Source organism: Povalibacter sp. (genome assembly GCF_036735925.1).
Lineage (GTDB): Bacteria > Pseudomonadota > Gammaproteobacteria > Steroidobacterales > Steroidobacteraceae > Steroidobacter.
Map to the genome: position 1 here is coordinate 1 of NZ_DAINNK010000106.1, position 13,199 is coordinate 13,199.

General features: G+C 62.4%; 10 protein-coding genes. 7 read left to right on the forward strand and 3 right to left on the reverse strand.

The window, feature by feature from the left end:
• Positions 1-97 precede the first annotated feature (97 nt).
• The 3 genes from V7D81_RS21165 (at position 98) to V7D81_RS21175 (ending at position 1,895) form a co-directional block, all read left to right on the forward strand.
• Positions 98-1,075, forward strand: a complete 978-nt coding sequence (locus tag V7D81_RS21165; RefSeq protein WP_324320038.1) for an SDR family oxidoreductase — start codon at positions 98-100, stop codon at positions 1,073-1,075.
• Between the two features lie 12 nt (positions 1,076-1,087).
• The gene (locus tag V7D81_RS21170) at positions 1,088-1,576 is read left to right on the forward strand and encodes a DUF421 domain-containing protein (RefSeq protein WP_324320040.1); all 489 of its coding nucleotides are present in this window, start codon (positions 1,088-1,090) and stop codon (positions 1,574-1,576) included.
• A 67-nt stretch (positions 1,577-1,643) separates the two neighbouring features.
• A complete protein-coding gene (locus V7D81_RS21175) occupies positions 1,644-1,895 on the forward strand; it encodes a DUF2934 domain-containing protein (RefSeq protein WP_324320042.1) in 252 nt (83 codons plus the stop codon).
• 62 nt (positions 1,896-1,957) lie between these two features.
• Here the strand turns inward: V7D81_RS21175 and V7D81_RS21180 are convergent, their stop codons facing one another.
• Positions 1,958-4,972, reverse strand: coding sequence for a TonB-dependent receptor (locus V7D81_RS21180; RefSeq protein ID WP_324320044.1), 3,015 nt, complete (start codon positions 4,970-4,972; stop codon positions 1,958-1,960).
• Between the two features lie 295 nt (positions 4,973-5,267).
• Here V7D81_RS21180 and V7D81_RS21185 point away from each other — a divergent pair, with 295 nt between their 5' ends.
• Positions 5,268-8,369, forward strand: coding sequence for a discoidin domain-containing protein (locus V7D81_RS21185; RefSeq protein ID WP_324320046.1), 3,102 nt, complete (start codon positions 5,268-5,270; stop codon positions 8,367-8,369).
• 148 nt (positions 8,370-8,517) lie between these two features.
• Here the strand turns inward: V7D81_RS21185 and V7D81_RS21190 are convergent, their stop codons facing one another.
• The gene (locus V7D81_RS21190) at positions 8,518-8,967 is read right to left on the reverse strand and encodes a VOC family protein (RefSeq protein ID WP_324320048.1); all 450 of its coding nucleotides are present in this window, start codon (positions 8,965-8,967) and stop codon (positions 8,518-8,520) included.
• A gap of 83 nt (positions 8,968-9,050) precedes the next feature.
• Positions 9,051-9,887, reverse strand: coding sequence for a helix-turn-helix transcriptional regulator (locus V7D81_RS21195; protein ID WP_324320050.1), 837 nt, complete (start codon positions 9,885-9,887; stop codon positions 9,051-9,053).
• A gap of 354 nt (positions 9,888-10,241) precedes the next feature.
• Between V7D81_RS21195 and V7D81_RS21200 the strand changes: the two genes are divergently transcribed.
• The 3 genes from V7D81_RS21200 to V7D81_RS21210 all read left to right on the forward strand — a co-directional run.
• A complete protein-coding gene (locus V7D81_RS21200; RefSeq protein ID WP_324320056.1) occupies positions 10,242-10,670 on the forward strand; it encodes a hypothetical protein in 429 nt (142 codons plus the stop codon).
• Positions 10,671-10,714: 44 nt separating this feature from the next.
• Positions 10,715-12,061 carry a gamma-glutamyltransferase gene (locus tag V7D81_RS21205; protein WP_324320054.1) on the forward strand — a complete coding sequence of 449 codons (1,347 nt, stop codon included), beginning with the start codon at positions 10,715-10,717 and terminating at the stop codon, positions 12,059-12,061.
• A 67-nt stretch (positions 12,062-12,128) separates the two neighbouring features.
• Positions 12,129-13,199: type IV pilus twitching motility protein PilT (locus tag V7D81_RS21210; RefSeq protein WP_324320052.1), on the forward strand; the 1,071-nt coding region annotated here is incomplete at its 3' end.

The following is a 13,199-nucleotide window of genomic DNA, read 5'->3' on the forward strand; positions in this document are numbered from 1 at the left end:
CCAGGCCGGCTCAAGCCGGCCCCACAGCAGGAAACGAGCGCGGAACTTTCCCTTCGCACGTGCGGTTAGCCCAGCACGCACGTCGATGGGAGAAATCATGGCCGCACGCTCCGGCAAACGATCGGCAAGAAGCACGGCCCGCAAGCATCGCGCCATCCAGCGACAGATTGCACGCGCCGATCGGCATGCGGCAGCATCCACACCTCGTGCCATGCAGGCGGGCGCACGCCTCTATCCCGAGCCCCCCATGCCCGCACAGCATCTGGCGAAACCCGGGCAGGAAGCCGCCATCGATCCACGGCCGATGTACGACGCGCCGTTCTATCGTGGATCGGGAAAGCTCCATGATCGCGTGGCGCTCATTACCGGCGGCGACTCCGGCATCGGGCGGGCAGTCGCCGTGCTGTTCGCGCGGGAAGGCGCCGATGTCGCCATCGTCTATCTCAGCGAACATGCGGATGCGGAAGTCACCAAGAAGGCTGTCGAAAGCGAAGGACGGCGCTGCATTGCGATCAGCGGCGACGTCGCGAAACGACGCTTCTGCGAAGCTGCAGTCAAACGTACGGTGCAGGAGCTGGGGCGGCTGGACGTGCTGGTGAACAATGCAGCCTTCCAGCTGCACACCAACGAGATCGAAGATCTCACCGACAAGCATTTCGACACGACGCTGCAGACGAATCTGTACGGCATGTTCTATCTCTGCCGGGCCGCGATTCCGCATCTGCGCAAGGGCAGCGCGATCATCAACACCGGCTCCGTCACCGGCATCCACGGCAGCAGGCATCTGCTCGACTATTCGCTCACCAAGGGCGGCATCCATGCATTCACGCGCTCGCTGGCGGGCCATCTGATCGATCGCGGGATCCGCGTGAACACGGTGGCGCCGGGGCCGGTATGGACACCGCTCAACCCCGCGGACAAGGAGGCGGAGGATGTCAGCGAGTTCGGCGCGAAAACGCCGATGGGACGTCCGGCTCAGCCGGAGGAGATCGCCCCCGCGTATGTGTTTCTCGCCTCGCCGCAGTGCTCGAGCTACATCACCGGCGAAATCCTGCCGATCATCGGCGGCTACTAACGGCCCGCTCCCGTGAACGTGTCATGGCATGAAATCTTTGCGGTGCACATGGCGCCGCTCGAACTCGTCGTTCGCGGCACGCTGATCTATTGGTTCCTGTTCCTCGTGTTCCGTTTCATCATGCGCCGCGATGTCGGATCGATGGCGGTGTCCGACATCCTCCTGCTGGTGATCATCGCCGACGCGGCGCAGAACGCGATGGCGGCGGAGTATCGTTCCGTCACCGAAGGACTCATCCTGATCTCGACCATCCTGGGCTGGAACTTCCTGCTCGACTGGGCGGGCTGGCGCTTCGCGCGAATGCGGCGATTCCTGCAGGCGCAGCGACTGCTGCTCGTCAGCGACGGACGCATGATCGAGAAGAACATGCGGCGCCAGCTGATTACGCCGGAAGATCTCATGACGAAACTGCATGAACAGGGCGTGGATGATCCCGGGCAGGTCAGGCGCGCGTGGCTCGAACCGGATGGCGATATCAGCGTCATCAAGGCGAAGCGCTGATCGCGGGAACTTTGTTCTGCAGCGAGGCTTCTATTCGATGCCTGCCCATCGCCCAGGAGATGTCCCCATGCCCGCACGTATCCGTGATTCAGAAAAGACGAAAGCGGCAGTGAATCCCGCTTCTGCGACGCCCGATGACCCAGCCGAGTCCACTCCCGAACTGCGCCTGCTGGGTGAACTGCGGCCGGTGACGACACGCGAGGAGCGGATTGCCATGAATGCGTACTGGCGCGCCGCCAGCCGGCAGTTTGCGCCGGGACATGAACTCGATGACTGGCTGGCCGCTGAAGCGGAGGTGGATGAGAAGTATCGCAAGTGACGTACCGGTCACTGGGAGAGGGCACCTGAGAAGCAATCTTCTCTGGCGCCGGCTTCCGCTTTTCAGAAGTTGAAACTCACCTCGAGACTCAGCGTGCGCGGCACATAGAAGCTGTCGCCGTACTTGTTCACTTCGAGGTCCGGATCGAGCACGCCGTCGGAACCCACGCTGAGAATGTTGAAGGTCGAATAGTTCTCGTAGTCGAACGCATTGAGCAGGTTCATGCGTGCCGAGAACGAGAAGTCTCCGACCTTGAACTCCTTGGTGACCTGGAAATCGACGGTGCGATAGCCCCAGATGTCGCCACCGACCAGGAAGCTGCCGGTTCCGGGCGGCTCGATGGCGAACGGTTGGGAGAAGGAGCCGTCGGGCGGTCGCGCACCGTAGTCACGGACCTCGTTCTGCGGTCGCGGCGTCTCAAGCACGATCTTCGCGCCGAACACCAGACCCCACGGGCCATCGATGGATCCGGCAGCTACGAAGCGGTGCTCCGGTATCGTGTCGACCATGATGAAGGGATACTCATCGATGGTCGGTTTGTCGAACGCGAAGCTGTCATCGATCTTGCGGTTGTGCTTCGCGTCGGTGTAGGTGTAAGCCAGATTCAGGCTCCATCCGGAATCGCTGCTGTAAGGCTTCTCCGCCGACAGCAGCACCTGCGTATTGCGCGACTCGATGCCGTTGTAGCCCAGGATGGTGTTTGCATACCCGGGCACCGGCTCGCCCCACGGCTGGCTTCCGTTCTGGAAGAAGGAGCCGTCCGGATAGCGATTGATGAGCGAGAAGATGAAGCCGTCGTAGCTCAGCAGCCGTTGCACGGTCACATCGGTGCGCCATTCGCCGATCTGGTTGGAGACACCGAGACTGAACTGATCGCTGTAGGGCGTCTTGAGATCGTTGTTGAGCATGAACAGTTCAGCACTACCGGTCGTGATCGGGAGTTGCGACAGGGCGTCCATACCCTGATCGAAATAGGCCTGGTCCCACACGAGACACGCGCGACCGTCGTCGCGGTAGCACTGGCCGGTGGCAGGATCCTGGAAGTAGACGGCCACAGGCGACAGAGCCGCCTTGCTCACTTCCAATGACAGCAGACTGAAGAGGTTACGGTCGTAAGAGCGACCGGCGCCGCCATGAATGACGTGTCGCTCATCGGCATTGAGGTCATATGAGAAGCCGAAGCGCGGCGCCCACGCATCCTTGTAGTCGTCGCGATTGCTGCCGGTGCTCACGAAGTCTGCGGCATTGACGCCGCTTGCCTGCAGCCGGTCCGCCCAGGGTTGCACGCCGGGGATATCGGGATCGTCGGCATAGAGTGCGTCGACGAACGCCTGCGATGTCACGAAGTCGGTATACGCCGGATTCTCCTCGTAGTCCCAGCGTACGCCGATGTTGAGGATCAGCTTGTCGTTCACTGCCCAGTCGTCCTGGATGTAGAAACCGTACTGCTTGCCGTCGGTGTCCACGGTGGCGCGCTGTCCGGGCACATTGAACGGCGCATTGAAATCCACGCGATACGGCGTTGCCGCCACACCGGCCGGTGTGACTTCGTAGCGGAACTGAGGATTGATCGACCCGGCGTCCTGCGACGTCAGGTCGATGTCCTTGTAGCTCACGCCCACCTTTACGGTGTGCTCCCCGAGCCAGTTGATGCCGGGGAGTGTCAGATTGTTGGCGACCGACCAGCCCTCCTGTTTCCTGATCTTGGCGTCGCCGCCGCCGGCGGGGCCGGCCTCGACGATATTCCATTCGTCCTGCACGACGCCGCTCGGCAGGCGATTGAAGGCAGCGTACATGACGCCGTTGCCGAGATTGCGCGGATACGGATTGTTCTCCGTCTTCTCGGTGGTGAACAGCAACTCGTTCACCCATCTGACCGCACTGTGTTGCCAGCGCAGAGTCAGTCGCTCGTCCTTGTTGAGAACGTCGCGTCCATGCGGTGCGGACCGCTGTTCGCCGACGGAATCTACCTGTACTTCGTCGCGGTACTGGAAGCTCAGATCCAGCAGGTCGTCCTCCGTGATACTCCAGCTCAGCTTGCCGAATGCCAGATCCTCCTCGAATGGCGTGTTCTGCGGGCCGAACAGACTCTGCACGTCGGCAGGCAGGAACTGCGCGGAATCCGAGGCATTGGTGTTCGGGTACACGACGCGCGGCGTGATGAGGTCCTTGTATTCGTAGGCCAGGAAATAATGCAGTCGATCGCGGATGATCGGCCCACCCACCGCGAAGCCGTACTCCTCGGTCTGCGAGTCCACTTTCTCCTCGCCCGGCGCCTTTTCCGCCGGCCGTTTGGCGCGCATGCTTTCGTCCGTGTACCGGAAGTAAGCCTCGGCTTCGAACTCGTTGGTGCCGGAGCGAGTCACCGCAGTGACGGCTGCACCGGCCACTTGCCCGTACTCAGCCTTGTAGTTGGACGTGATGACCTTGTACTGGTCGATCGCAAGTTGCGGGAAGGGATTGCCGCGCGACTGGTTCTGGCCGGCGATGCCGCCCGCCTCGACATAGCTCTTCTGACCGATGCCGTCGATGTACAGATTGCCGTTGTTCTTGCTGGTGGCACCGCTGCGCAGACTGGTGAAGCCCTGTGCATCGGTGGTGAACGCCATGCCGGGGACGGTGTCTGCGAACTCCAGGAAGTTGCGTGTGGACTGCGGCAGCTGCTCGATCTCGCGCAGCGAAATGGTGCCGCCCACTTCCGATGTCCGCACGTCCAGTGCTGCGGGCCGTACGCCGGTAACCACGACCTGTTCAATGGATTCGGGGCGGGGCTGGAGGTTCAGAGTGGCGTTGGCCGCGACCGATAGCGTCACGGTACTGGTGAGGTCGCCGGCTTCGACTGTATATGTTCCCGGTGGCAATCCGATCAGGACATACGAGCCATCGGTCGAGGTCCGCGTCCTGCGCACCGCACCCGTTGCCTGATTGGTAGCGACGACTTCCGTGTCCGCCGCCGGTCCAGCCTCGCCGGTGACTTGTCCGCGCAGATTCGAGTTCACCGACTGACTGAACGTTGCTGGCGCTGCCAGCATCAGACAACTCGCCACTGCGCCGGCGAGCAGGCTGCGCTGCCGCATTCTCCGGTGATGTTGCTCGCAGTCCGTCACTGGCCGCCGGTGCAACGCTCCGGCCGCATCTGAACTGGCATTCCGAGACATGAAACCCCCTCATGCATCCGATCGCCCTCAAACTCGCTCCCTTCGCATAAGTTCCGCAGTCACGGAACAATAGCTACGCCGGCGAGTATCGAACGTCATTGCGTAGAAGCCACACGTAGCACGGAGTTGACGAGACAACGCCAGAATCAAGTCATCCATCGTATCCAGAGTCTTCGATGTGCGACAGGTAAATTACCGACAGCAGGAAGATCTCATGCGTCGACGTGTTTCGTGGGCTGCGGCGCTCGCGTTCATCGCAAGTCTCATGCCTGGAAACGGCGTCGCAGCACAGGCATTGCCGCCGCGGGCGCAATGGCACGCCAGCGCATCGGTCGTCGACAATCCGGCGCTGGCACCGGCGTATGCAATAGACGCTGATCAGAAGACGCGGTGGGGCGGACCGTTCTCTCCAGGTCACTGGTTCCAGCTCGATCTGGGGAAGGAAGCGGACATCGGAGGCGTCGTCATTCGCTGGGACAGCGGTTTCACCGAGACGTACCTGATCCAGGCGTCGACGGACGCGCAGCGATGGCAGACCGTCGCCGATATCGACGACGGTGCCGGTAATGTGGAGTACGTGTTCTTTCCGACGGTGCGGGCGCGCTACCTGAGGCTCGCGAGCCAGCCGAAGACGGCGGACTGGGGCGTATCCGTGCTGGAGTTCGAGCCGGTTGCAGCCGTCGATGCGCCGCAGTTCGCGATGCCATCAGGTCAACGCAGCGCCGAATCGCTCTGGACCGGCACTGGCACACACCGGTTGCCGGCGAACGGCGTGCTGGAGATGCGTTTGCCGCGACCGCTCGACGTCGCAGGACTGCAGGTCTGGTGGGAAGGTGCGCGCAGCGATGCGAAGCTCGAAGCCCGCGCGGAAAACGGCGCCTGGCATCTGCTGGCCGCCGACCCCGGTTCGGTCGGCGACACTTCCTATCTCGGTGCGTCGACCGCAGAGACCGTGAGCGGGCTGCGACTCACTTCGGCGCCCGCTGCGAGCATCCGGCGCCTGCGGTTGCTGAGTCCGTCGCAGGCAATGACGCCGCTGCAGCGCTACGAGATCAAGGCGTCGCGCGCCAATCGCGAGCTGTATCCGGACACGCTGCACCGTCAGCAGGTGTACTGGACCGTCGTCGGCATTGCGGCGGGACGACAGAAATCCGTCTTCGACGAGTACGGCAATCTCGAGGCGTTCAAGGGTGCGCCGCTCGTGCAGCCGATCTGGCGCGCGGATTCCGGAACGGCGAGCGCAGCGACCACGGCACAGCGTACCCAGACACTGCGCGACGGCTGGATGCCGATTCCATCGGTCGAGTGGTCGCCGCAGGCGGGGTTGCAGTTGCACACGGAGGCGGTCGCGATGGCGCAGCATGGCGCGCCCGTGACACTCACGCGATATCGACTGCGCAATGTCGGCGGCGAACCGGTGAAGGGCCAGCTGGCGCTGATCGTGCGGCCGTTGCAGGTGAATCCGCCCTGGCAGCACGGCGGCATCGCACCGATCCGCAGTATCCGGATCGATGGCACGTCGCAGGCTTCGTCAGTCCGGATCAATGGGCGCACCTTCGTTCACTCGCTGTCCGCCGTCGATGCGCGTGCGGCCGCGGCGTTCGGCGATCACGGCGAAACCGATCTCACCGATGCCGTGGTCTCCGGCCGGCTGCCGGCTTCGCTCAGTGCGACCGATGGCAATGGACTCGCCGCCGCCGTGCTGGGCTATCGCGTCGATCTGCAGCCGCGCGAAACGAAGGACATCGTGCTGGCCTTTCCGCTGGGCAACGATCACATCGACTTCACCGCAGAGTCATTGCCGCCGGCGCCGGAACTCGATCGTGCGGCGCTGCTTGCCGGACATGCCGACGACGCCGGCCGGGCATTCGACACGATCGCATCGCAGGTCGCGGGTCAGTGGCAGGAGAGCGTCGGCCGCATCCGGCTGTCGCTGCCCGATCGCACGCTCGTCGACATGATGCGTGCGCAGACGGCGTACATGCTGCTCAACCAGACTGGCCCGGCGCTGCAGCCGGGGCCGCGCAACTACAATCGCTCATTCCTGCGCGATGGCTCGGCGACGGCATCGATCCTCGCGCGCATGGGCATGGTGAAGGCGGCGCGCGACTATCTGCGCTGGTACAGCAACCACGCCGTGCATCCCAATGGACTGGTATCGCCGATCCTCAATGAGGACGGCTCGGTCAATCGCGGCTTCGGCTCGGATCTGGAACACGACAGCCAGGGACAGTTCGTGTGGCTGGTCGCAGAGATCGCACGCGTCGACGGCGGCCCGGCCAGCGTTCGCGAGTACGAACCGCAGGTGAAGCTGGCACTGACGTATCTGAAGGAACTGCGCGATCGCACGCTGGCGCCGGGCTACCTTGCCGATCGTCCATCGCCGCAACGCTTTCACGGCATTCTCGCGCCCTCCATCAGTCACGAAGGGTACTCGGTGCCGACGCACAGCTACTGGGACGACTACTGGGGACTGAAGGGCTGGCACGATGCCATCTGGCTCGCTGAGAGCTGGGGAAACGCGGAACTCGCGGCGTGGTCGCGCGAGCAGTACGAGGAGCTGCGCGCATCGGTGCGACGCTCGATCGAGGCGACGATCGAGTGGAAAGGCATCGACTACATGCCGGCTTCCGCCGATCTGGGCGACTGGGATCCGACCAGCGTATCGATCGGCATCGATCCCGCGAATCAGATGGAGCTGATGCCGCAAGGTCCGCTGCGGACGACGTTCGACCGGTATCTGCAGGATGTGCGCCGTCGCGACGAGCCCGGTGCGCTGTACGCCTACACGCCTTACGAACTGCGCAATGTGCTCACCTATGTTCACCTCGATCAGCCGCAGGTGGCGAACGAACTGCTGGCCAACTTCATGCGTCATCGCCGGCCGGCGGGATGGCATGTGTTTGCCGAAGTCGTGCATTCGCTGGAACGACGCGATCGCTACATGGGCGACATGCCGCACACCTGGATCGGCGCCGAGTACGTGCGCATGATCTTCGGCATGCTCATGCAGGAGGACGACAAGCGGCTGCGCCTGCTGCCCGGCGTGCCGCCGCAATGGCTGGCAGGCGAGGGCATCCGCATCGGCGCGCTGCCGATCACGTATGGATCGCTCACGATGACGGCGCAGCAGCGGGACAACACACTGCGCGTGACGCTCGATTCCGGCTTGAGAGCGGAGACGCAGCTCGCCGTGGTGTGGCCGACGCGTCGCAAACCCGTGCGCGTGACGGTCGATGGGCGCGTGGCGGAGAACCATGACGAGCACGGCATCGAACTCAATGCGCCGTTCCGGGAACTGGTCGCGCAGTGGTAGCGCGCCGTGGAGTCTGTTTCCGATCCTCCGACTGTGGGGCCGGCTTCAGCCGGCCTCTTTTCGGAGTCAGGCTGAAGCCTGACCTACAAAAGAACCATCCTGTCCCCGCTACTCGGGAGAAAGGAACGCCCGATCCCAGGAACATCCGTCAGCCATTCATGAGCGCCGTGTAGCGCCGCTGCATCTCTTCCCAGGACACCTCTTCGATCTGATGACCGATCAACCACTCGTGTCCGAACGGGTCGCGCACCACGCCGGAACGCTCGCCGTAGAAGGCATCGGCCGCCGGTCGCGTCGCGACGGCGCCCGCCGCCACTGCGCGCGCGATCCATGCGTCCGCGTCATCGACATGCAGGTGAATGGCGAAGCTCGTGCCGTTCAGCGACTGCGGCCCGACGATGCCCAGTTCCGGATACTCGTCCGACAGCATCAGCGTGGTGTTGCCGATCCTGATCTCGGCATGGCCGATGCGGCCGCCCGGCTCGACCAGCCGGAACAGCTCCGTTGCACCAAAGGCGGTTTTGTAGAACTCGATCGCTTCCGACGCGTGCCGGAGGCGTAGATAGGAATAGACCTCGTGGACGGTGTACTCGGGCATGGTCGTTCCTCGGCTGTCTTGGTGGGGCGAGCATGGCGCGGCAGACCGCCCGCGTATTGTAGAAATGCGCAATCGCTGCGGCGTCAGCGATCCGACTGCAGCTCGCCCGAATCGATCGCCTCATGCAGCGCGCTGCGGCCGGGCATGGGCGCATAACTTCCCGGCGACGTTCCGGCCAGCTCGCGGAAATCGTGAGTCAGATGAGCCTGATCGTAGTAACCCGCGTCTGCGGCGATGCCGGCCAGGTCGCGTTGGCCGCTCGCCAGGTTCTGCACGACACGCGTCAGCCGCTGCACACGCACATAGCGTTTCGGCGTCAGTCCGACTGCGCCGCTGAACAGCGTGGCAAAACGACGTTCGCTGTAACCGGTGTCGCGCCGCACTGGATCCACGCGCAGAGGCGCGACGTCGGCGCCGAAACGTCGCAGCGCGAAGCTGATGGCAGGATGGACCAGCGTTCGCCGTTCCACCCGCCGGCGGAATTCGGAGTCGAGAATGGCGAACATCGCATGCGCATCACGCGCTTCGACGAGCCGATCACGCAGGCGATTCGCGTGTTCTCCCCACAGATCTTCGAGCGGCACGTGCCGATCGCGCAGCGCATCCATGGGCACACCGAGGATGCCGCCGCCACCCGGCAGGAAATGGACGCCCACGACATGAATATCCTTGCGGGCATCGAGCACGAAATAGCGCGACTGCGGCCCATGAACCACGGCACCGTGCGTGACCAGCCCCACGCGATCCGTCGCGCTCATGAACGTGCGGATGCAGTCCTCATGCAGATTGAAAACGAGATCGGCTCGACCCGAAGGCAGCGCGCGTTCCCGCTGACGCAACGGCGCATGACCGCGGCTGTACCAGAAGCAGTCGATCAGCGCATCGAGCGGCGGCGCGGGGCGATGTCGCAACAGAGGCATGGCGGGAGACTACTCCGCGACCGTGATGCGCGGAAGACGGGCGCGCCGATGTCACCCGCGGCAAGGCAGGCATCTCATTGCGCCGTTCTGCCATCGCGAGGCGCTGCACGCCGTCGAAGCAGGCGGAACCAGAACACGGACTCAAGAACGAGCCCGGCTGCCGCGAATACCAGCAGACCGGATGTCGATCCGGCGATGGCGCAGAGAACGGCGGCGAGAAGGAAGACCAACGTGACGAGGTGATGTTTCATTGCTTGCTCCTGTATCGAGTCGTGGTTCGGAGGAGTGGCGACCCGTTCGGCCTATTCTGCGCTCTGATAAGCTGTCAGCTCCATATTCGTCGACGGATTGGTGATGCACAACCTGCCGCGTGGGTCTCGTCTCGCTCTACTTGTCGCGGCCCATTTCGCGCTTGCCTTCCCGGTCAATTCCCAGACATTGATATCAGAACAAGAATCCGGCGCCGGCCATTCTCTAGATCGGTGGCCGAAGGAAGAATTGGATCGATACCTGCAACTCGAGTACGGAATCGATCCGCAGTCGAAAGAGCGACTTCAACCGCAACGAGCCGCCGAAGGCTCGAAGGCCATGATTGCAGGCACGACCAACCCACTCGCAGTTCATGCTGGACTCAAGGTCCTCCAGCAGGGCGGCAGCGCCGCAGACGCTGCCCTCACCACATCTCTGGCGCAGATTGCGCTCAGCACCGGCGCGGCAATCAGTTATGCGGGATCCTCACGGCCGTCTACTACGACGCCGCCTCGGGCAAGACCTACTCGCTGAACGCGGGCTACGATACGGTCAGAAGCGAAAAGGATCCACTTTCGATCCCGACGTGGGGCCAGCACAGCGGCCGCACTGCGCTTGTCCCGGGTTTCATGGCCGGCGTTCAAGCAATGCATGACCGGTTCGGGAAACGACCCTTTGCCGAGCTGTTTGGCCCGGCCATCTGGATCGCGGACCACGGTGTCCCATTCAGCCCCACAGTCGAAGAGTGGCTGCGGCAATCTTCGACCTTCGTCACCCGATTGCCGGAGACCAGGCGGATCTTCACCAAAGAGAACGGCGACTTGTACAAAGCGGGAGAACTGTTCCGGCAACCAGAACTTGCAGAGACCTTGAAGAACGTAGCGAATCAGAGCGCTGCATATATGTATAGAGGCGCCTGGGCTCACCGCCTCGCCGCCGCGATTCAGCGCGAAGGCGGAAAGATGACACTCGAGGACCTGGCATCCTATGAAGTGTCGTGGACGGAACCGCGTCGTATCTCCTATGGCGATTACGAGGTCATCTCGCTCGGGCAGGGGAGCCTTGGGAGCCTCGTCACGCTCGGAAGCCTGAAGGCGGTCGAGGCCGTCGGCATGAAAGAACTGGGGCACTACACCAGCTCGGCCGAGACACTCTACTACCTCACTCAAATATTCAGGATCGAGAAATCTCTTTCGCTGATGACATCGGAACAGCGTGGCGTTTTTCTTCCAGGCATTGATACCAGCATCGAGGCTCTGACGACGGAGAAGACCGCCAGACTCGTGGTGGATCACATTCGACAGAACTTGAAAGACGCGGAACTCACTCGGGGACCCGCGTCAGCCCACTCCGCCGGCGTTTTGGCGGTTGATGCGCAGGGCAATGTCGCCTGCATTCTGCACACCTTGAACGGAGTACTTTGGGGAACAACGGGTATCTTTGTCGACGGCGTCTCCATTCCAGATTCAGCCGCATTCCAGCAACAGACGATTGCGGCCATCGGTGGCGGCGCTCGCTTGCCCAACACAACGAATCCTTTGATCGTTCTCAAGGACGGGAAGCCGATACTTGCCTCCGCTGCCATCGGCTCCGCGTTGCAGATGGCTACCGTAGAGAACCTCATCAACGTTCTGGATTTTGGAATGGACCCCAAGAGCGCAGTCGAGCAACCCAATACACTGGGTCCCTACCTGGGAATGGTGGCAAACGCCCCGCCGAAACCTGAATATGAGAAGGAAACCTTCCGCGAAGGAGAATTCCCGAAATCGGTGCTGGATCAATTGCGCGACAAGGGCCAGGCAGTCAAGGTCATCAATGACCACTCGCAGGATGGATACTGGATCGGAATTCAGCTGGATCCAGCAGCACGCAAGCTGAAAGGCGCAACTACCCGGAAGTTGCCTTCGCTCGTAGAAGGCTATTGATCGTGCAGCAGACCGCGGCGAGTCTCTGCCGCTCGTACTCGAACTCGCGGTATCAGCAGGAGAGGCAATGATACTGACCGAATGGATATTGAAAGGTCGCGGATTGGGCGCCAGCGACGTCCATCTGCAAGCGGACACGCCCGTAGTGGTGCGCGTCCGCGGAGATCTGCTGGCGATCAGTGAAAATCTTTCTGCAACACGGATTGCCGAGATGGGGCAACAGTTGCTGGGTAGCGAGCACTGGGACCAGTTCCTTGCCCGCGGGTCTGCCGATCTGTCGATGAGCGTCGCGGGAACACGATGTCGGGTCAACGTTTATCAAACCGTCCGCGGCGTGGCCATGGCGGTGCGACTGCTTACCTCCTTCGTGAATAACCTGAAAGGGTGCAATCTGCACCCCGACATGCGAAAGCTCATCGAGGCGCAGACGGGCCTGGTGATCATTTCCGGTCCAACCGGATGCGGAAAGTCCACGACGCTGGCGGCCATGATCGAGGAGATAAACGCGTCCCGAGCCCGGAACATCATCACCCTCGAAAGCCCGTTGGAGTATCTCCATTCCAACCGTCGTTCCTTCATCCGCCAGCGTGAAATTCCGACGCATTCCCCGAGCTACGAGCAGGCGATCGTCGATGCCCTGCGCGAGAATCCCGATGTGCTGGTCATCGGCGAGATGCGTACTCCCGATGTCATGCGACTCACCTTGAACGCCGCCGAAACCGGTCATCTGGTCCTGGCCACCATGCACTCGGCAACCTGCGCTGAAGCGCTGAGTCGCATCTGCATGTCGTTTGCAGCGGAGATCCAGAGCAGCATCCGCGCACAGATTGCGGATTGTCTTGTTGGTGTCGTCAGCCAGCGACTCGAATATCTCAGCAGCTATCAGATACGAGTGCCTCGTTGTGAACTATTGACGGGCAGCTCGGCGGCAAAGGGCACGATCCGTGGTGGTCAATTCAGCCAGATTGCCAATGTGCTGCAGGCGGGCGGCGAAGACGGCATGTGGAGCTTCGATCGCTACCAACGCTGGATCGAGCAGAAGAAAGACTGGGTGATTCCGGTGGGCACGCCAGTGAGCCCAATCGAAACGGTCGCTGGACCTGCTGCGAAGACTCAAGAGACAGGTTCACGACCGAAA